Source organism: Streptomyces niveiscabiei (assembly GCF_001419795.1).
GTDB lineage: Bacteria > Actinomycetota > Actinomycetes > Streptomycetales > Streptomycetaceae > Streptomyces > Streptomyces niveiscabiei.
Genome location: NZ_LIRL01000074.1, coordinates 1 through 16,306, shown reverse-complemented (window position 1 = coordinate 16,306; position 16,306 = coordinate 1). Strand labels below are relative to the sequence as shown.

Genomic DNA, 16,306 nt, shown 5'->3' with positions numbered 1-16,306 from the left:
GATCGGACGTGCGTACGGGGCTTGGGGTGTACGTGGGGTGCTTTTCGGGGGTGCGGCTGGGGAGGTGTGAGGCCGCCTAGCAGTCGTACCGGTACGCGTACGGCCACCCGGGACACTCCCGGCACACGAACAGGTACACCCCGCCGCAGTCCCCCATCACCATGTCCAGCTCCTCGTCCCCGGTGACGCTCAGCAGGTGCTCCATCCGGTGTCCGCGCCCACAACTCGGCCACCGCGAGGGCTGGTTCCACGCGGGGTAGCCGGCGACACGGTGCAGGGCTCGGGCATGAACTCCTCGTTGTACTCCCCCTCTTGAGGCGCGGGCGCATCGAGCAGCACCCCGCCCGCGAGCACCTCCGCGGAGTTCCGCCAGTACGCACCGCGCAGTACGGCCACGGTAGCCGCCACCACTGACAGGGCCGTCGCCCGGTGCTCGCGGACAGGTGCGGGGGCATGGGTGCTGCTGGCGCACTGGTGTCCCGGACCGTGCGGAATACAGCCGCCGTACCTGTCCGCGGAGGCATACGGTCGACCCAGTCGCGGCAGAGAAAGGACCACATGGACCCCGAGAAGCACCGGCGTGCCCAGGACTTCGTCGACCTGCACCGGAAGGACGGCTGTTTTCTTCTTCCCAACGCGTGGGACATCGGCAGCGCCCGCCTCCTGGAATCCGCCGGCTTCCCGGCGGTCGCGACGACCAGTGCGGGTATCGCGTTCTCCCTCGGCAGGCCGGACCACGGCTACGGCGAGGGCCGTGTCGACCGTACGACGATGCTGGGCCGGGTCGCGGAGATGGCGGCCGGGGTCGGTGTGCCGCTCAGTGCGGACCTGGAGGACGGGTATGGGGCGTCCCCCGAACTGGTCGCTGAGACCATTGAGTTGACGATCGCGGCGGGGGCGGCGGGCGGCAACATCGAGGACTTTACGGGGGATCGGGCAACTCCCCTGTATGGCAAGGGGCTTGCTGTGGAACGGGTTCGCGCGGCCCGGGAAGCGGTCGACGCGAGCGACAGCCCCTTCGCCCTGGTCGGCCGCACCGACGTCCTCCTCGCGGGCGGCACCCTCGACGAGGCGATCGACCGTGCCAACGCGTACCTCGCGGCGGGCGCCGACTGCGCGTTCGTGCCGGGTGCGGCGGACGCGGAGAGCATCGGCGCGCTGGTCCGGGGGATCGAGGGCCCGCTGAATGTCGTCATGGGCCTGACGGGCGGCGGGCTGTCGATGGCGGACCTGAGGGAGCTGGGGGTGCGGCGGGTTACGGTCGGGGGGAGCATCGTGCGCACGATGTATCGCCAACTCGTCGACGCAGCGCGGGAGTTGGCCGATCATGGCACCTTCACCTACGCTTCGGCGCAACTCCCGCAGGACGAGATCAACGCCCTCTACGAACGCCGGTGACGGACCCATTCCGCGGCGGCCCGGGCCATCCGTATCGCCGGTTCGTCCTCGGCGATCGCCTGCCACACACGGGAGTTGGCCACGGAGAACGCGTCGACGGACGCGCGCGGCGCCCCCGCCCACGCCGGGAACTGTCGCCGGGCCCACAAGTCCGCGTCGTACGCGGTGTGTCCGGCGGCCATGAGGCGCAGGATCAGCACGGCGGGGTCGATCCACGCGGCCCCGACCGTGGCCTGGGACCAGCCGACGAGGTGGGCGCGGTCGCCGACGAGGAGGTCGTCCGGCGTGAGGGTGGTGTGCAACAGGGTGTCGCCCGCGAGGAGTTGGGGGTCGGCGTCGCGTACCCAGGAGCCCCAGCGGTTCTCGGCGTTCCTCAACTCCACGCCGGGGCGAGGGGTGTTGTGGACCTCCTGCAACGCCCTTGCCACGAGCGGGAGATCGGGGGAGCCGAGGGCGAGGTCGGCGGGGTGGCCGGGGATGTGGTCGTAGCCGAGGAGGTCCCAACCACCGGCCCGTACCCGCCACTTGAGGCGAGGGGAGGCGATCGGGAGCCAGGGGTTCACCGCCGCTTCGCGGTTGTGCGTGTGGACCTGGAGGTAGTCGTCCGGCGCGCCCTTCACGAAGACGGCCGAGGCGGCGGTGCGCACGGTCACCGCCAGCAGCCGTCCGGTCCTCGGCTCGAACTCCCGTACCCGGCCCGTGCGTTCCTCCACCGCCCGGCGCGCGGCCGGGGGCAAGTCGTCCCAGTGGTACACGAGCGCCTCCGCTACTGCTGCACGACCGCCTTCGGCTCGGCTCCCGCCTCAACTGCCTTGCCCTCGGCGGGGATTCGCCGCAACAGCATCCAGTACCCCGCACCGGCGACCGTACCCACCACCGCGCAGACCCCCCACAGCCAGTCCGCGCCCAGGCGGTCGATGACGAGGCCGGACATGAGGGGGGCGATGAGGGCGGCGGCGGACCAGGAGAGGGTGTACATGCCCTGGTAGCGGCCCCGGCCCTGGGCGGGGGAGAAGCGGACGACGAGCCCTGTCTGGGTAGGGGCGTTGACGATCTCCGCGAGGGTCCAGACGCACACCGTGAGGGCGAAGACGCCGACCGACCCGGCGAAGGCGGTGAGGCCGAAGCCGTACCCGGCGAGGGCGGAGGAGATGACCAACAGCCGTACAGGGTCGCGGTGTTCGATGAAACGGGTGACGGGGATCTGGAGGACGACGATGAGGACGCCGTTCACCGCGATCGCCGTTCCGTAGTCGGCCGGCGAGAAGCCCGCCTCGCCCATCGCCACCGGCAGCCCCACGGACCCCTGCTGGAAGATCAGCGCGACGAGGAAGGAGAGCCCGACGAGGGACATGAAGCGCCGGTCGCGTACGACCGTGGCGAGGGAGACGTCCTCCCCCGCAGCCTGGGCCTTCGGCGCCGGCCGGGACTCCGGCAGCTTGAGGAAGACGAGGATCGCGCACACGAACGTCATCCCCGCCTCGATGAGGAACCCGGCGAGGTAGCTGACCTCCGCGATCAGCCCGGCGCCCGCGGCGGAGACGGCGAACCCGAGGTTGATCGCCCAGTAGTTGAGCGAGAACGCCCGTACCCGGTCCTCGGGCCGCACGATGTCCGCCATCATCGCCTGCACCGCCGGCCGCGACGCGTTGCTCGCCGCGCCGACCAGGAACGCGACCCCGGCGATGGCGACGGGATCGGTGACGAAGCCGAGCAGCGCGACCGAGAACGCCGTCGAGAGCTGCGCGATCAGCAGCGTCGGCCGCCGCCCGAGCCGGTCCGCCATCACGCCGCCCGCGAGGGACGAGACGACGCCGCCGAGCCCGTGCAGCGAGGCGACGAGACCGGCGTACGACGCGGAGTAGCCGCGGTCGAGGGTCAGGTACAGCGCCATGAACGTCGCGACGAACGCGCCGAGGCGGTTGACCAGCGTGCTGGTCCACAGCCACCAGAACTCGCGGGGCAGGCCGGAGACGCTCTCGCGGGCGGCGCGTCTGAGGGACGCGATGGACATGGGGACCCCCGATGTAAGTGGTGCAAGCGGTGATCGTATGTTACGAGAGGCGGCGTTCCGGGAGCCAGACGATTAACAGATCCCGTCAATGCACCGTGCGGCGCGGTGTCCCAAACCCTTCGATTACGCTCAGACGTATGGCCGACGCACCGTACAAGCTGATCCTCCTCCGCCACGGCGAGAGCGAATGGAACGCGAAGAACCTGTTCACCGGCTGGGTGGACGTCAACCTCAACGAGAAGGGCGAGAAGGAGGCGGTCCGCGGCGGTGAACTCCTGACGGCCGCCGGTCTCCTGCCCGACGTGGTCCACACGTCCCTCCAGAAGCGCGCGATCCGTACGGCCCAGCTGGCCCTCGAATCCGCCGACCGCCACTGGATCCCCGTCCACCGCAGCTGGCGCCTCAACGAGCGCCACTACGGCGCCCTCCAGGGCAAGGACAAGGCGCAGACCCTCGCGGAGTTCGGCGAGGAGCAGTTCATGCTGTGGCGCCGCTCCTACGACACGCCGCCCCCGCCGCTCGCGGACGGCACGGAGTTCTCCCAGTCCGCCGACCCGCGCTACGCCTCCATCCCCCCGGAGCTGCGCCCCCGCACGGAGTGCCTCAAGGACGTCGTCGTCCGCATGCTCCCCTACTGGTACGACGGCATCGTCCCCGACCTCCTCGCCGGCCGCACGGTCCTCGTCGCCGCCCACGGCAACTCCCTGCGCGCCCTCGTGAAGCACCTCGACGGCATCTCCGACGCGGACATCGCGGGCCTCAACATCCCGACGGGCATCCCGCTGGCGTACGAGCTGGACGCCGACTTCAAGCCCCTCACCCCGGGCGGCACATACCTGGACCCCGAGGCGGCTGCGGCTGCGATCGAGGCGGTCAAGAACCAGGGCAAGAAGAAGTAACCACGCCTGACTGGCCCCCTCTCTGCGGATTCTTAGCGGGGAGGGGGCTTCCTGACAACCAGCGGCAGCGGCCAGCTGGCGCAGGCCACGAGTGCGCTGCCGTCCTCGGTGAGGAAGAGCAGGGTGAACCGTGTCCGATTTTCAGGATCGATCAGCGCTGTGCGCACAGGCCGGCCATATTCCCTGATGAGCTGCACTGCTCGCGCCAGGCCAGAAGGTTCGAATCCGCGCATCCGCATGCGCTGAAGTCGGCGGCTGAAGACTCCGGCATGCGCACCAGTGGGTTGTACCCGCTCCTCCACCGAGTAGGGGGCGCCGCTGCGGAGGGCGGCCAGAGCCAGCACGGACGCCTCGTCATCACCGATCAACAGCGATTCCAGCACATGCCGTTCCATGGTCACCCCGTTTGGATCGTGCGGTACAGCAGCCAGTCTTCGTCCCTTCGCCGCAGGTCAAGGCCGCAGCGAGCTCTGGATCACCTCAGTTTCCCAAGCTGATGTCACGCAGCTGCGTAGGCCAGGGACGGTCTGTCAGCGGCGACCAGTAGCCTGCGACGATCAGCCGTCACGCGCCTGGAGATGCCGTGGAAGCTACCGCTCTCGTCAGTCCCGATCAATTGTGGTCGGCGCAGGAGGTCTTGGTTCGTCCGAGCCCTGTGCCGGCGGCGGCAGGGGTCTACGGGTGGCACTTCGAGCAGCCGCCCCACCCCGACCTGGACGCTGGGCGTTTGCTGTACGTCGGTATAGCCCCGCGGTTCATGGTGAACCGGACCAGCACGCAGAACCTTCGCAAGCGGGTGCGCTACCACTACCGAGGCAACGCGGCCGGCTCGACGCTGCGGCTTACCCTCGGATGCCTGCTCGGCCTTGAGCTGCGCCGTGTGGGCAGCGGCAAGCGGATGACCTTCGGCAAGGCCGGCGAAGCCACCCTGAGTCGGTGGATGGCGGACAACGCGCGAGTGTGCTGGATTGGGCAGAGCGAACCATGGGACCTGGAGTCACAGCTCATCTCCCAGCTCGACCTCCCGCTGAACCTGCACCAGAACCGCCATAACGCGTTCCACAGTCGCCTGAAGGAGATACGAGCCCAAGCACGCCGGCGAGCACGAGAGTTGCCTATCAGCTCGTAGGCCGTCGGACGGGCCCCCTCTCTGTGGTTTCTCTGCGAGGAGGGGGCCGTTTCAGCTGTCCGTGTCCTTGGGGTGCCGGGTGGACGCGTAGACAAGGTGCACGGTGTGACGCGGCTCGTCGACGAGGTAGCGGACCCGGCCACCGGCGGTGACCTCGTACTCCCATTGCGGGTACTCGGTGCCGCCCAGGGTGCCGGTTGCGAGGCGGCCACGGAGCCGGTGCTGACGGTCGGGGTCGTTCGCGGAGCCGGGGGAACTCCGTAACGCTTCGTAACATCGCCGAGTGTTGCCCGGGGCTTCCGCGCACAGGTCGCCCCAGCCCTTCGCCGCTTCGTTCGTGGCGAACCGCAGGCGCCATTCGGTGCCGACCGGTGGTGGCGGGACGTCGTCGCCGCGCTTGGGGCTCATGGAGCGGGTACCTCGCCGTGATCCTCGTCGGGGAGAGGGGCGGTGAGCTGTGCTGTCAGTTCGGGGTCCGCGAGGATTCTCGCGGTGGCGCGCCACTCGACGATGACCCGGTGCAGATTGGAGTGCACGTCCAGTTCGACGGCGTCACTGGTGGCGTTCACGAGGTCGACGACGAACTCGCGCACCTCTTCGGCGGAGAGGTGGCGGGCCCACGGAAAGACCTCCGGCAGGGCTACCAGGACAGCTCGGGCCCCTTCGTCGCTGCTGATGAGTGCAGTGAACAGCCGGGCGGTGACGTCGGCCGTCTCCTCGCGCTGCCGGTCGTGGCGTTCGGTGGTCAGATACAGGTCTTCGCCGTCACGGCGGGTGACGTGAACGCGTTGGGCTCGTTCGACGCTGTCGGCAACCCGCTTGGAGTTCTTCGACAGGTCGGAGAACGAAACAGTCAGGGTGGACATAACGGCACGGTACTTCGGAATGTGTTCCGAAGTCAACTCGGAGGGGGACGGGGTTCCTCGGCCGGGGAGTTTGCCGTCCAGGACGCAGGACCAGAACTCGTCCTCGGTGACCGTCGGTTGGTCGCGGAGGATGTGGCTCCACAGGGCGGCGCCGTAGACCGTGCGGTCGACGGGGTGGGAGACGCGTTCGCAGGACGCGGCTGTCGTGCAGTGGCGGTTCGTACGTCCACCAGCCAGTCCGTGAGCTGACGGTCGTCGCTCAGGGCGATCAGCTGTACGAGGCCCCAGTTGTCCTGGTGGTTGGGTGCGAGGCGGAGTCGTTCCTGCCAGTCGTCCGCGTACTCCCGCAAGGCGTCGACCATCTCGTTCACGGCCTCGTCGAAGGTCGGGCCGTCGGCCGTGACGGGGAGCCCGGGGATGAAGACTGACCATCCTCCGGCCTCCGCGACGACCTCCGCCTTTGACGGACACATCGAGGACAGGTGATGGCGCAGCCGCTCGGCGTCGACCACGGCGTCGAGAAGTTCTTTCAGATGGGTGCGGGCTTCGGTGTAGTTCTCGAAATGTACGGCGGGCATAGCGACCTCCCGGGCCTTGTGGAACAGGGGTGCCTCGGGTGTGTAAGTACGTCAAGTACTTCACGCGGGTGGGATTACTCGTTCCAGGAAGCCGTCGTTTCCGAGGGCTGCCCAGCGCTGGAGCATGGCGGGGAGGGAGGGGGCGGGGTTCGTGCACGTCGATGCTGGTCAGTTCAGGAAGTGGTCGAACTCGCCGGCCTTCGCGCCTGCGAGGAAGGCGGCGAGTTTGGCGGGGGTGGTGGTGATGATCTCGGTGGGGTTGTCGCTCTCGCGGAGCAGGATGTGGCCGTCGTGGTGGGCGAGTTCGACGCAGTCCTCGCCTCCCTCCCCGGAGAACGACGACTTCTGCCATTGGATGGGTGCGCTCATGCTGGTGCGTCTCACAGTTCCCGTGCGATGTGGTGGATGAGTTGCCGTGACTCCTCCGGGTCTAGCGATTCGCGCTTGGCGATGTCGAGCAGCCTCGCGAACCTTCTCAGGTCGGCCTCCGCGTCCAGATAACGGCCTCCGAGCATGGTGTCGATCTGGACGGTATCCAACTGCGGAACGACCCCGCTCGCGTAGACGACAGGATGCGTGACCTCAATGAACTCCTCGCACGTGAACGGGATGACATGCACGGTGACCGCAGGTCTGTGGGACACCTCCATGAGGTGTTCGAGCTGTTCCCGGACCACTTTCCTGCCGCCGTACCGCATACGAAGTGCGGCCTCGTGGATGACGGCTGTGAATGGCTGAGGCTCGTCCCGGTCCAGGATCGCGGCACGCCTGAGCCGGTATTCGATGCGATTCTCGACCTCGTTGCTGGCTAGTTTCGACAGAGGAGTGGAGAACAGCGCGCGGGCGTAGCTCTCGGTCTGGAACAGGCCGGGAATGGTGACGGTCTGCAACGAACGAAGCTCGACCGCGTGGTGTTCCAACTCTGCGATGTCGAGGAACCGAGGGGCGAGGATTCCTCGGTACTCGTCCCACCAGAACTGCCCTCGGTGCTCGCGGGAGATGGCGCAGAGCGCTTCGACCAGCGGCTCGTCGTCGCACTCGTAGAAGGCCGCCAACCGCCGGATCCGCTCCTCGCTGATCCCGATCCGGCCCGATTCCACATGGCTGATCCTGGCTTGGTCGACGGACAGCAGTCCGCCTGCCTCCCTTGCCGCCCTGCCCGCTCGTTCGCGTAGCTTCCGCAGCTCAGCGCCTAGACGCGCCTGACGCACGGTCGGGTTGTCTCTGGGCGGCATGAGTCCCTTCCCCTATGTCTGCTCTGCGTGTGTCGCCAACGGTCCCATGGTTCCACCTGAGGGCGTCAACCTCTGGTCAATGCTTGTACCGGTATATCTATTTACCCTACGGTGCTTCTCACGCAACGGACGCCCGCGTTGGGAGACCCCACCATGTCCTCGTCCTCCACCCCCCTGACCGTCCGCCTCATCGCCGCCAACGGCTCCTTCGCCGCCGCTCTCCTCCGCGACCAGCTCGCCGCCCTCCTCCGTACGACCGGTCACGAAACCCTCGTCGACTCCGCGCGGCTGTGCATGAGCGAGGTCGTTACCAACGTGTACCGGCACACCAGGACGCGGCTCGTGTACGTCAGAGCGGCGGTGACCGAGAAGAGCGTCACGGTGTTCGTGCGGGACGATCTGCCGTGCAGCCTGTCCACCCCCGGTGCTGTGGACCTCTGCGAGGGCGGGAGGGGGCTGTTTCTGCTCGACAGTCTTACCGACTCGTGGGGGACGCGGATCTACGGGACGCCGGCGCCTTCGGGGAAGGACGTGTGGTTCCAGTTCGTGGCGGGTGGGCGAGGGGTCTGCTGAACCGGAGTCGGGGATCACGCAACGCAGGCGGCCGATCGTTCGTCTGGCAGGGGGAACAGGTAAGAACCACCCCCCGAAACGGAGCGCCCGGTGCTCGTAGGACTGCTGACGGCCGTCGTGGCGTCGATCTGTTACGGCACGGGGTCCGTGCTGCAAGCTGTCGGGTCCCGGAAGTCGGCGCGGAGGCAGGTGGCGGCTGGGGGGCAGGTCACCGCGCATGGGGGGCCTAGTCTGTCGTCGACCGCGCAGGCGGCGATGACGTGGGAGTTCATTGTCGGGACGGTGCTGGATTTTGTGGGGTTCGGGCTGGGGGCGTTGGCGGCTCGGTTGCTGCCGTTGTTTCTGTCGCAGACGGTGATCAGTGCGAATCTGGTGATTACGGCTGTGCTCAGCGTCAAGTTGCTCGGGATTCGGCTGACCCGGGCGGAGTGGACGTCGATCGGGGTCGTGTGCTCGGCGCTGGTGCTGCTGGCGAGTGCGGCGGGGCCGGAGGGGAGTGGGCGTACGCCGATCGCGACGCACTGGTGGCTGCTCGCGATCTCTGTGTTGTTGATGGTGGGCGGGACGGTTGTGGTGCGGTTGCTCGGGGGGCGTGCCGCGATTCTTGCTGGGTTGCTTTCCGGGCTCGGGTTCGGGGCGCTCGGGGTGGGTGTGCGGGTGCTGAACGGGATCGACCCGTTCGATCTGGGGGCGCTGCTCGGTGACCCGGCGCTGTACGCGATCCTCGTCGCCGGGATCGGGGGCATGTACCTGCACACCGTCGCGCTTCAGATCGGCTCGGTGAACGGGGCGACGGCCGCGCTGGTCGTCGGCGAGACCGTGCTGCCCGGCATGATCGGCGTCTGGTGGCTGGGTGACTCCTCCCGGCCCGGGTTCGCCTGGCTCGCGGTGATCGGTTTCGTGCTGGCGGTTTCGGGGGCGGTGGCTGTGGCGTGGTTCGGGTCGGAGGAGGGGGCGGCTTCGGACGGGGCCGCCGACCGGGAGCCGGAGCTTGCGGGGGAGCGGGGCTAGCGGGTCCTGCGTACGGGGTGCTCCCGCCCGGGGAGTTGCCTGAGCTGGGTTAATCAGGTGCTCGGGGAGATCGGCGGACGTATGTTCTGGGCGCATGGACTGGCATACCTGGCATGACGCGTACGACAACCCCGACTCCTACCTCTCAAGTCGCCTCGTTCTGGTGAAGGAACGCCTCCGCGAGGCCCTCGACGCCGCCCCGGAAGGGGAGTTGAGGGTCGTGAGTCTCTGTGCGGGGCAGGGGCGGGACCTGATCGAGGTGCTGGCCGAGCATCCGAGGAGGAAGGACGTGTCGGCCCGGCTCGTCGAACTGGACCCGCGTAACACGGAGTTCGCCCGCGAGCTGGCTGCGGAGGCGGGGCTCGACGGGGTCGAGGTCGTCACCGGGGACGCGTCCCTCACCGACCATTACGCCGACTTCGCGCCCGCCGACGTCGTCATGGTGTGCGGGGTCCTCGGGAACGTCGTCCGCGCCGACATGAAGCGCATCATCGACCACTGCACGGCCCTCTGCCGAACCGGCGGCACGCTGGTATGGACCCGTACGCGCCACTTCGGCACGCCGCTCCAACAGTGGCTGGAGGAGCGGGAGTTCGAGCCGGTGTGGGTGTCGGGGCCGGAGGTCGAGCACGGGGTGGGGGCGCATCGGTACCGGGGGGAGACACGCCAACTGGCAAGCGGCGTCAGCATGTTCGAGTTCATCGGCTACGACGTGCTGGACGCACGGGAGTTGTGAGCGGCGCGTCTGCCTTAGTGAAGTGGAGTGACCCTCACGTATCGTCAACTGACCGCAGTTCAGCGAGTCTTGGTCGAGAAGATCTGGCGTTTTCGCTTTGCGGAGCGAATCTTGGTGCTAGCGTGATACGCAACAAGACAACAGTGGCCCCATCAGGGCTCGGAGTGCTGGTAACACTCCGCTGATGGGGCCGTGACGACAAGCACTTGAAGGAGTCTGTCGCCATGCGCCATTCTATCGCGCACGCCTTTTTCGCCTGCCTGCGCACCCTGCTCTCCCTCGTCCTTCCCGGGACGGGTCAACGCCGTAAGGCGGCTGCGCCCACCGCGCCCGCCCCCGAGCCCGTCATCCCGGAAAGCCCCTGGTCACGGCCCTGGACCTCGCCGTCAAAGGAAGAGGCCGCGGAGATTTTCCGGCGGCAGGCGGAGCGCCAGGAGCAGGCGAGGGTCGCGTACAACCTGCGGCGCCAGAAGGAACGCCGCCGGGTGCTGGAGTTCGCGGCGCTGGGGATCGACTACCCGTACACGTACCCGGGCGCGCCGTTCGGGTTGGACGAGTTCGAGGTGGGCGCGTGAACTGCCTTACGTGGCAAGGGAGTTGGGGCCTTCAGCTGGGCTTCGTCAGGTGGCTGAACGCGTCGAGGTTGCGGGTCGACTCGCCGCGTGACACCCGCCACGCGTACTCCTTGCGGATCGCGGAGGCGAAGCCCAGTTCCAGCAGGGTGTTGAACGCGCCGTCCGCCGCTTCGAGGGTCTGGCCGAGGAGGCGGTCGATCTCGTCCGGGGTGACCGTGGACAGGGGCAGGCGCGCGGTGACGTAGATGTCCCCCAGGGGGTCCACCGCGTAACTCACGCCGTACAGCTTCAAGTTGCGTTCGAGGAGCCAGCGGTGGACGGCCGGTTCGTTCTCGTCGGGGTGGCGGATGACGAAGGCGTTCAGGGAGAGGGAGTGGCGGCCGACGCGGAGGGAGACCGTGGTCTTCAGCTTGCGGGTGCCGGGGAGTTCGGCGACGTACGTGCCGGGCTCGGGGGACTCCCAGGAGACGCCCGCTTCACGGAGCGCCGTCTCGATCACCTCGTGCGGGTCAGCCATGGTGCGAGCGTACGTGCTGGACGGCGGCGGCGTAGACGTCGGCCGTGGCCGCTGCTGCCGTGTCCCAGCCGAAGCGCTGGGCGTGGACGGCTGCGGCGCGGCCCATGCGGGGCGCCAACTCCGGTGTGTCCGCGAAGCGTTCGAGGACGCGGGCGTAGCGGGCGGGGTCGTGGCCGTCGACGAGGAAGCCGGTCTCGCCGTCGCGGACGGCGACGGGGAGGCCGCCGACGGAGGCCGCCAGGATCGGCGTACCCGTCGCCTGCGCCTCTATCGCGACGAGGCCGAAGGACTCGCTGTACGAGGGGACGACGAGGACGGACGCCGCGCGGAACCAGTCCGCCAACTGGGCCTGGCCGACGGGGGGTCGGAAGCGGACGACGTCCGCGATGCCGAGGCGGGAAGCGAGTTTCTGGAGGCCCTCCGGCTTCGCGAGGCCGCTGCCGCTGGGGCCGCCGACGATCGGTACGACGACGCGGGTACGGAGTTCCGGGCGGGCGTCCAGCAGGACGGCGACGGCCTTGAGGAGGATGTCCGGCGCTTTCAGGGGCTGGATGCGGCCCGCGAAGAGGGGGATCAGGGCGTCCGGGGGGAGGCCGAGGCGTGCGCGGGCCGCCGCTCGGCCGTCGCCCGGCGTGAAGCGGTCCAGGTTGACGCCGGGGTGGACGACGGCGACCTTCGCGGGGTCGGCGTGGTAGTGGTGCACCAACTCCGCCGCTTCCTCTGCGGTGTTGGCGATCAGCCGGTCGGCGGCGTCGACGATCTGGGTCTCGCCGATGACACGTGCCGCCGGTTCGGGGGTGTCGCCGTCGGCGAGGTTCGCGTTCTTGACCTTCGCCATGGTGTGCATGGCGTGGACGAGGGGGGCGCCCCAGCGCTGGGCAGCGAGCCAGCCGACATGACCTGAGAGCCAGTAATGGGAGTGGACGAGGTCGTAGTACCCCGGCCGGTGGCCCGCCCACGCCTGCATGACGCCGTGCGTGAAGGCGCAGAGCTGGGCGGGGAGGTCCTCCTTGTTGAGCCCCTCGTAGGGGCCCGCGTCCACATGGCGTACTAGTACCCCGGGGGCAAGGTCCACCGTGGGAGGTAGGCCACCCGTGGTAGCCCTCGTGAAGATCTCCACCTCGATGTTGATCGCCGCGAGGCGCTGGGCCAGCTCGACGATGTAGACGTTCATCCCGCCGGCGTCCCCGGTGCCGGGCTGGTGCAAGGGCGACGTGTGCACGGAGAGCATCGCGACACGGCGCGGCCTGCGGTGCGGGAGCCGCAGCCGCGAGGTCGTGGCCGGGGAGCGACGCCCGAGCCGGCTGACGTACTGGCTCACGTGGCGTTTCCTCCTTGCTGGCAGTGCTGCGGGCATGACAGAGGCAGGCTGGCGCGCCTTCCAAGGGGGCAACAGCGGAGGGGGTGAGACGAATTCCCGGGGCGGATACTTTTCCGAATCATTACCTTTACGTCTCAACCGTGCGGGCAGCCGAGGGCGACGGCCACTTGGCCCGTGCGGGAAGCGGGCGGCGACGGTCGCTCGGCCCCTGCGCCTACCCTCGTAACCATGACCCCCCGTCCCGTCGGTACCGTCACGCGCGGGACCACCAATCCCAATCGGCTGCGGCGTATGGACCGCTGGATCGCCGACGCGCACGGCGCGGTGCTGCGACGCGCCGAGGACGCGGTTGCCGTGGATCTGGGGTACGGGGCCGCGCCCTGGACGGCCGTCGAGTTGCTCGCCCGGTTGCGGGAGGTCGCGCCTCGCGCGCGCGTGGTGGGCGTCGAGATCGATCCCGCGCGCGTGGCCGCCGCCGAGCCGTACGCGCGCGAGGGGCTCGTTTTCCGGCACGGCGGGTTCGAGGTGCCGGTGGAGGGGCGGCCGGTGCTGGTGCGGGCCGCGAACGTGCTGCGGCAGTACGACGAGGACGCCGTCGCGGGCGTGTGGGCGCGGGTCTGCGGGCGGCTCGCGCCGGAGGGGCTGTTCGTCGAGGGGACCTGCGACGAGATCGGGCGGCGGCACGTGTGGGTCGCGCTGGGCCCGGAGGGGCCCCGGACCGTCACCTTCGCAGCCCGGCTGGGGTCCCTGGAGCGGCCGTCCGACCTCGCCGAGCGGCTGCCCAAGGCGCTGATCCACCGGAACGTCCCGGGCGAGCCCGTGCACGCGTTCCTGCGGGACTTCGACCGGGCCTGGGCCGCCGCCGCGCCGTACGCGTCGTACGGGGCGCGGCAGCGGTGGATCAGGGCGGTACGGGACCTGGCGGGGGCGTGGCCGGTCGTGGACGGGGTACGGCGGTGGCGGCAGGGTGAAGTGACCGTGGAGTGGGGGGCGTTGGCGCCGAGGTGACTCGGTTTGGCCGGTGCGTGCGCGCGAACCGGCGCCCCGGTGACTCGGTGCCGCCGATGCCCGTGCGCGAACCGGTGTCCGAGTGCCCCTCCCAACTCCCGGCCCCGGCGTGTTCACTCCATCGTGTGACGCCCGGAGGGAACACCTCCGCCGCGCCGTTCGTCACACAGGCAACGGAGGTCTCGTGGCGGCAAGGGCGTACAAACCCTGTCGTTTTCGGTCGGGGCGTGACACGATCCACCGGGCATCCGTAAGTTACTGACGGTAAATCAGTTGGGGGAAGCGGTATGGGGACGGGGAAGCGCACCCTGGTGGCCACGGCGGTGGGCGTCGTCTGCGCGGTGGTGGTGCTCGGGGCTCCGGCGACGGCGTTCGCGGCCCCGGACCCGGGACCCACGGTCACGGCGACCCCCGCGCCCAGCAAGGACCTCCAGGCCGTACGCGCCCGCCTGGACGCGCTGTACCACGACGCCGCGGTCGCCACGGACGCGTACAACGCCGCCGAGGAAGCCTCGAAGGAGCAGTCCGCGACGATCGTCGCGCTGGCCAAGCGGATCGTCGACGGCAGGGAGCGGCTCGCGAAGCTGAAGGACCGCGCGGGGGCGGCGGCCCGCGCCCAGTACCGCGGCGGCGGCCTGCCGGACGAGGCGAAGCTGATCCTCAGCGACGACCCCTCCCGGTTCCTCGACGGCGCGGACCGGGTCGCCCAGGGGCAGAAGGCGACGAAGGGGCTGCTGGAGCAGCTGACGACGGTCCAGGCGGACCTGGAGCAGTACGCGCGCGACGCCGCCGTCCAGTGGCAGAAGCTGGAGGCGGGCCGCAAGGCCAAGGCCGCCGCGCAGAAGCGCGTCGAGCAGCAGATCGCCGCCGCGAAGAAGCTGGAGGCCGAGCTCCAGAAGGAGGAGCTGGAGCGCCTCGCCGAGCTGGAGCGGCAGGCGGCCCAGCAGGCGCAGACGAAGTGGCTGGACGCGAACACGGGCGTCGTGGACGGGAGCGCGGCGGGCGCGACCACGCAGGGCGCCAAGGCCGTCGCGTACGCGCTCGCGCAGCGCGGGAAGCCGTACGAATGGGGCGCCGAGGGGCCGCTCTCGTACGACTGCTCCGGCCTCACCTCGCAGGCGTGGGCCGGCGCGGGGACGGCGATACCCCGGACCTCGCAGGAGCAGTGGCGGCAGCTGAAGCACGTCGACATCAAGGACATGCGGCCCGGAGACCTGATCGTCTACTACGCGGACGCCAGCCACATCGCGATGTACATCGGCGAGGGGCAGATGGTCCACGCGCCGAGGCCGGGGCGGACGGTGACCGTCGCGGGGGCGGGGTCGATGCCGATCCTGGGGGTGGTGCGGCCGGACGCGTAGGGGTGTGAACCGGGTTACGTGACGCAGGGCACGCGCGCTTGATCCGAAACCCCGCCGGGACGTGACGTTCGTCATTCCCGCACCTCACCCGCACTGCCCAACTGCGGTACGGAACGCGGCATATGCCATTGACTTGAGATCAACCTGGGTGCCGTACACCATTCCGCTCCGGCGCTTTCTGCCGCTAGGGTCCCGCTCGGTGGGACGAGTCCCTCGTCACCGCCGTGCCCTCGGGGGGAGGGGAAGGAACCCTAGACATGCCCGTACCCGTACCGCGGCAGAGAGCGATCCCGGCCGTGGAGTGTGGTCAGGCGGAGACCGAGTCCCGTCGGCCGACGGTTCCGCCGGAGGACGGCGCGCCCGCCGAGATGCCGGGCGCTCCCGCGAGCGGTGTGAGCCCCGATGCCGCCGGCGTGACCGCTGACGCCTCCGCCTCCGGCGGCCTCACCGGCGTACCCGGCGCCCGCGACTCCGTGAGCCTCGTCGACGTACCCGGCACTCCGGGCCCCGCGAGCCCCATCGGCGTACCCGGCGCCCCGGAGGCCGTGGCGCCCGCCGCGCTCACCCTTCTCCTCATCCAGGACGACCCCGCCGCGACCCCCCTCGTCCCGGACCTCCGCGACTCCGCGGGGCAGTCGATCCGGGTCCGGGCCGCGCGCAACCTCACCGAGGCCGAGCGGCTGCTCACGGACGACGTGCACTGCATCCTCCTCGACCTCGCGCTGCCCGCCCCCGGCTGCGGCGAGGACGGCAACGAGGACGAACTCGCCGTCCTGCGCCACGTCCTGCGCCTCGCGCCCCGGCACGCCGTCCTCGCGCTGACCGCCTCCGGCGACGCCGACCGGGCCGCCGAGGCCGTACGGGTCGGCGCGCAGGACTACCTCTTCCGGGACGAGCTGGACGGACGGCTGCTGAGCCGGGCCATCCGGTACGCCGTCGAGCGGAAACGTTCCGACGCGGCCGAGCGCAGGCTCGCGGAAGGCAAGCTGAGGGCCCAGGAGAACGCCCGGCTGGAGCGCGGGCTGCTGCCCACGCCGCTGCTCGACGGCGCCTCGCTGCGGTTCGCCGCGCGGTACCGGCCGGGG

The 16,306-nt window shown here is 69.8% G+C and carries 21 protein-coding genes; 10 read left to right on the top strand and 11 right to left on the bottom strand.

What is annotated here, in order from left to right; translation table 11 throughout:
* Positions 1-76 precede the first annotated feature (76 nt).
* On the bottom strand, positions 77-205 hold the full coding sequence (locus tag AOK24_RS52210) for a hypothetical protein (RefSeq protein WP_276206817.1): 129 nt from the start codon (positions 203-205) through the stop codon (positions 77-79).
* 353 nt (positions 206-558) lie between these two features.
* Here AOK24_RS52210 and AOK24_RS04710 point away from each other — a divergent pair, with 353 nt between their 5' ends.
* On the top strand, positions 559-1,398 hold the full coding sequence (locus AOK24_RS04710) for an isocitrate lyase/PEP mutase family protein (RefSeq protein ID WP_055718794.1): 840 nt from the start codon (positions 559-561) through the stop codon (positions 1,396-1,398).
* Here AOK24_RS04710 and AOK24_RS04705 read toward each other — a convergent pair.
* Both AOK24_RS04705 and AOK24_RS04700 read right to left on the bottom strand, forming a co-directional pair.
* A complete protein-coding gene (locus AOK24_RS04705) occupies positions 1,383-2,153 on the bottom strand; it encodes a protein kinase family protein (RefSeq protein ID WP_055718793.1) in 771 nt (256 codons plus the stop codon). The genes AOK24_RS04710 and AOK24_RS04705 overlap by 16 nt on opposite strands.
* An 11-nt stretch (positions 2,154-2,164) precedes the next feature.
* Positions 2,165-3,412, bottom strand: coding sequence for an MDR family MFS transporter (locus AOK24_RS04700; RefSeq protein WP_055718792.1), 1,248 nt, complete (start codon positions 3,410-3,412; stop codon positions 2,165-2,167).
* Between the two features lie 137 nt (positions 3,413-3,549).
* Here AOK24_RS04700 and AOK24_RS04695 point away from each other — a divergent pair, with 137 nt between their 5' ends.
* Positions 3,550-4,311 (top strand): phosphoglyceromutase, encoded by a 762-nt coding sequence (locus tag AOK24_RS04695; RefSeq protein ID WP_055718791.1) that lies wholly within the window; start codon positions 3,550-3,552, stop codon positions 4,309-4,311.
* Positions 4,312-4,343: 32 nt separating this feature from the next.
* Here the strand turns inward: AOK24_RS04695 and AOK24_RS04690 are convergent, their stop codons facing one another.
* Entirely contained in the window at positions 4,344-4,706 is a 363-nt protein-coding gene (locus tag AOK24_RS04690; protein WP_055718795.1) for a hypothetical protein, read from the bottom strand.
* A 188-nt stretch (positions 4,707-4,894) separates the two neighbouring features.
* Here AOK24_RS04690 and AOK24_RS04685 point away from each other — a divergent pair, with 188 nt between their 5' ends.
* Positions 4,895-5,440 (top strand): GIY-YIG nuclease family protein, encoded by a 546-nt coding sequence (locus AOK24_RS04685; RefSeq protein ID WP_055718790.1) that lies wholly within the window; start codon positions 4,895-4,897, stop codon positions 5,438-5,440.
* A 51-nt stretch (positions 5,441-5,491) separates the two neighbouring features.
* On the opposite strand, the gene AOK24_RS04680 is transcribed toward AOK24_RS04685, so the two are convergent.
* The 5 genes from AOK24_RS04680 to AOK24_RS04660 all read right to left on the bottom strand — a co-directional run bounded on the left by AOK24_RS04680 (position 5,492) and on the right by AOK24_RS04660 (position 8,119).
* Positions 5,492-5,848, bottom strand: coding sequence for a hypothetical protein (locus tag AOK24_RS04680; protein ID WP_055718789.1), 357 nt, complete (start codon positions 5,846-5,848; stop codon positions 5,492-5,494).
* Positions 5,845-6,306 carry a hypothetical protein gene (locus AOK24_RS04675; protein ID WP_055718788.1) on the bottom strand — a complete coding sequence of 154 codons (462 nt, stop codon included), beginning with the start codon at positions 6,304-6,306 and terminating at the stop codon, positions 5,845-5,847. Before AOK24_RS04675 ends, AOK24_RS04680 begins: the two co-directional genes overlap by 4 nt.
* A gap of 32 nt (positions 6,307-6,338) precedes the next feature.
* The gene (locus tag AOK24_RS49555; protein ID WP_063799395.1) at positions 6,339-6,884 is read right to left on the bottom strand and encodes a hypothetical protein; all 546 of its coding nucleotides are present in this window, start codon (positions 6,882-6,884) and stop codon (positions 6,339-6,341) included.
* Between the two features lie 168 nt (positions 6,885-7,052).
* A complete protein-coding gene (locus AOK24_RS04665; protein ID WP_055718787.1) occupies positions 7,053-7,253 on the bottom strand; it encodes a DUF397 domain-containing protein in 201 nt (66 codons plus the stop codon).
* An 11-nt stretch (positions 7,254-7,264) separates the two neighbouring features.
* On the bottom strand, positions 7,265-8,119 hold the full coding sequence (locus AOK24_RS04660; RefSeq protein WP_055718786.1) for a helix-turn-helix domain-containing protein: 855 nt from the start codon (positions 8,117-8,119) through the stop codon (positions 7,265-7,267).
* A 153-nt stretch (positions 8,120-8,272) separates the two neighbouring features.
* Here AOK24_RS04660 and AOK24_RS04655 point away from each other — a divergent pair, with 153 nt between their 5' ends.
* From AOK24_RS04655 to AOK24_RS04640, 4 genes are all read left to right on the top strand, one after another.
* Positions 8,273-8,692: an ATP-binding protein gene (locus AOK24_RS04655; RefSeq protein WP_055718785.1), complete on the top strand. Its 420-nt coding sequence runs from the start codon at positions 8,273-8,275 to the stop codon at positions 8,690-8,692.
* Positions 8,693-8,782: 90 nt separating this feature from the next.
* Positions 8,783-9,703: a DMT family protein gene (locus AOK24_RS04650; RefSeq protein ID WP_055718784.1), complete on the top strand. Its 921-nt coding sequence runs from the start codon at positions 8,783-8,785 to the stop codon at positions 9,701-9,703.
* Between the two features lie 94 nt (positions 9,704-9,797).
* Positions 9,798-10,439, top strand: a complete 642-nt coding sequence (locus AOK24_RS04645; RefSeq protein ID WP_055718783.1) for a class I SAM-dependent methyltransferase — start codon at positions 9,798-9,800, stop codon at positions 10,437-10,439.
* Positions 10,440-10,663: 224 nt separating this feature from the next.
* A complete protein-coding gene (locus AOK24_RS04640; protein ID WP_055718782.1) occupies positions 10,664-11,014 on the top strand; it encodes a hypothetical protein in 351 nt (116 codons plus the stop codon).
* A 31-nt stretch (positions 11,015-11,045) separates the two neighbouring features.
* On the opposite strand, the gene AOK24_RS04635 is transcribed toward AOK24_RS04640, so the two are convergent.
* Positions 11,046-11,531, bottom strand: coding sequence for a type III secretion system chaperone family protein (locus AOK24_RS04635; RefSeq protein ID WP_055718781.1), 486 nt, complete (start codon positions 11,529-11,531; stop codon positions 11,046-11,048).
* Positions 11,524-12,852 carry a D-inositol-3-phosphate glycosyltransferase gene (mshA, locus tag AOK24_RS04630; protein ID WP_055718780.1) on the bottom strand — a complete coding sequence of 443 codons (1,329 nt, stop codon included), beginning with the start codon at positions 12,850-12,852 and terminating at the stop codon, positions 11,524-11,526. The genes AOK24_RS04635 and mshA overlap by 8 nt, the downstream gene beginning before the upstream one ends.
* A gap of 228 nt (positions 12,853-13,080) precedes the next feature.
* Between mshA and AOK24_RS04625 the strand changes: the two genes are divergently transcribed.
* From AOK24_RS04625 to AOK24_RS04615, 3 genes are all read left to right on the top strand, one after another.
* Positions 13,081-13,860 carry a class I SAM-dependent methyltransferase gene (locus AOK24_RS04625; RefSeq protein WP_055718779.1) on the top strand — a complete coding sequence of 260 codons (780 nt, stop codon included), beginning with the start codon at positions 13,081-13,083 and terminating at the stop codon, positions 13,858-13,860.
* Between the two features lie 287 nt (positions 13,861-14,147).
* Positions 14,148-15,221, top strand: a complete 1,074-nt coding sequence (locus tag AOK24_RS04620; protein WP_055718778.1) for a C40 family peptidase — start codon at positions 14,148-14,150, stop codon at positions 15,219-15,221.
* Between the two features lie 257 nt (positions 15,222-15,478).
* A partial coding sequence (locus AOK24_RS04615) for a response regulator (protein WP_159051796.1) occupies positions 15,479-16,306 on the top strand: 828 nt, incomplete at its 3' end.

What these genes read in the sequence shown, in the direction of transcription:
- AOK24_RS52210 (WP_276206817.1), bottom strand. Translation starts at nt 205, where the DNA reads ATGGAGCACCTGCTGAGCGTCACCGGGGACGAGGAGCTGGACATGGTG.
- AOK24_RS04710 (WP_055718794.1), top strand. Translation starts at nt 559, where the DNA reads ATGGACCCCGAGAAGCACCGGCGTGCCCAGGACTTCGTCGACCTGCAC.
- AOK24_RS04700 (WP_055718792.1), bottom strand. Translation starts at nt 3,412, where the DNA reads ATGTCCATCGCGTCCCTCAGACGCGCCGCCCGCGAGAGCGTCTCCGGC.
- AOK24_RS04695 (WP_055718791.1), top strand. Translation starts at nt 3,550, where the DNA reads ATGGCCGACGCACCGTACAAGCTGATCCTCCTCCGCCACGGCGAGAGC.
- AOK24_RS04690 (WP_055718795.1), bottom strand. Translation starts at nt 4,706, where the DNA reads ATGGAACGGCATGTGCTGGAATCGCTGTTGATCGGTGATGACGAGGCG.
- AOK24_RS04680 (WP_055718789.1), bottom strand. Translation starts at nt 5,848, where the DNA reads ATGAGCCCCAAGCGCGGCGACGACGTCCCGCCACCACCGGTCGGCACC.
- AOK24_RS04675 (WP_055718788.1), bottom strand. Translation starts at nt 6,306, where the DNA reads ATGTCCACCCTGACTGTTTCGTTCTCCGACCTGTCGAAGAACTCCAAG.
- AOK24_RS49555 (WP_063799395.1), bottom strand. Translation starts at nt 6,884, where the DNA reads ATGCCCGCCGTACATTTCGAGAACTACACCGAAGCCCGCACCCATCTG.
- AOK24_RS04665 (WP_055718787.1), bottom strand. Translation starts at nt 7,253, where the DNA reads ATGAGCGCACCCATCCAATGGCAGAAGTCGTCGTTCTCCGGGGAGGGA.
- AOK24_RS04660 (WP_055718786.1), bottom strand. Translation starts at nt 8,119, where the DNA reads ATGCCGCCCAGAGACAACCCGACCGTGCGTCAGGCGCGTCTAGGCGCT.
- AOK24_RS04655 (WP_055718785.1), top strand. Translation starts at nt 8,273, where the DNA reads ATGTCCTCGTCCTCCACCCCCCTGACCGTCCGCCTCATCGCCGCCAAC.
- AOK24_RS04645 (WP_055718783.1), top strand. Translation starts at nt 9,798, where the DNA reads ATGGACTGGCATACCTGGCATGACGCGTACGACAACCCCGACTCCTAC.
- AOK24_RS04640 (WP_055718782.1), top strand. Translation starts at nt 10,664, where the DNA reads ATGCGCCATTCTATCGCGCACGCCTTTTTCGCCTGCCTGCGCACCCTG.
- AOK24_RS04635 (WP_055718781.1), bottom strand. Translation starts at nt 11,531, where the DNA reads ATGGCTGACCCGCACGAGGTGATCGAGACGGCGCTCCGTGAAGCGGGC.
- AOK24_RS04625 (WP_055718779.1), top strand. Translation starts at nt 13,081, where the DNA reads ATGACCCCCCGTCCCGTCGGTACCGTCACGCGCGGGACCACCAATCCC.
- AOK24_RS04620 (WP_055718778.1), top strand. Translation starts at nt 14,148, where the DNA reads ATGGGGACGGGGAAGCGCACCCTGGTGGCCACGGCGGTGGGCGTCGTC.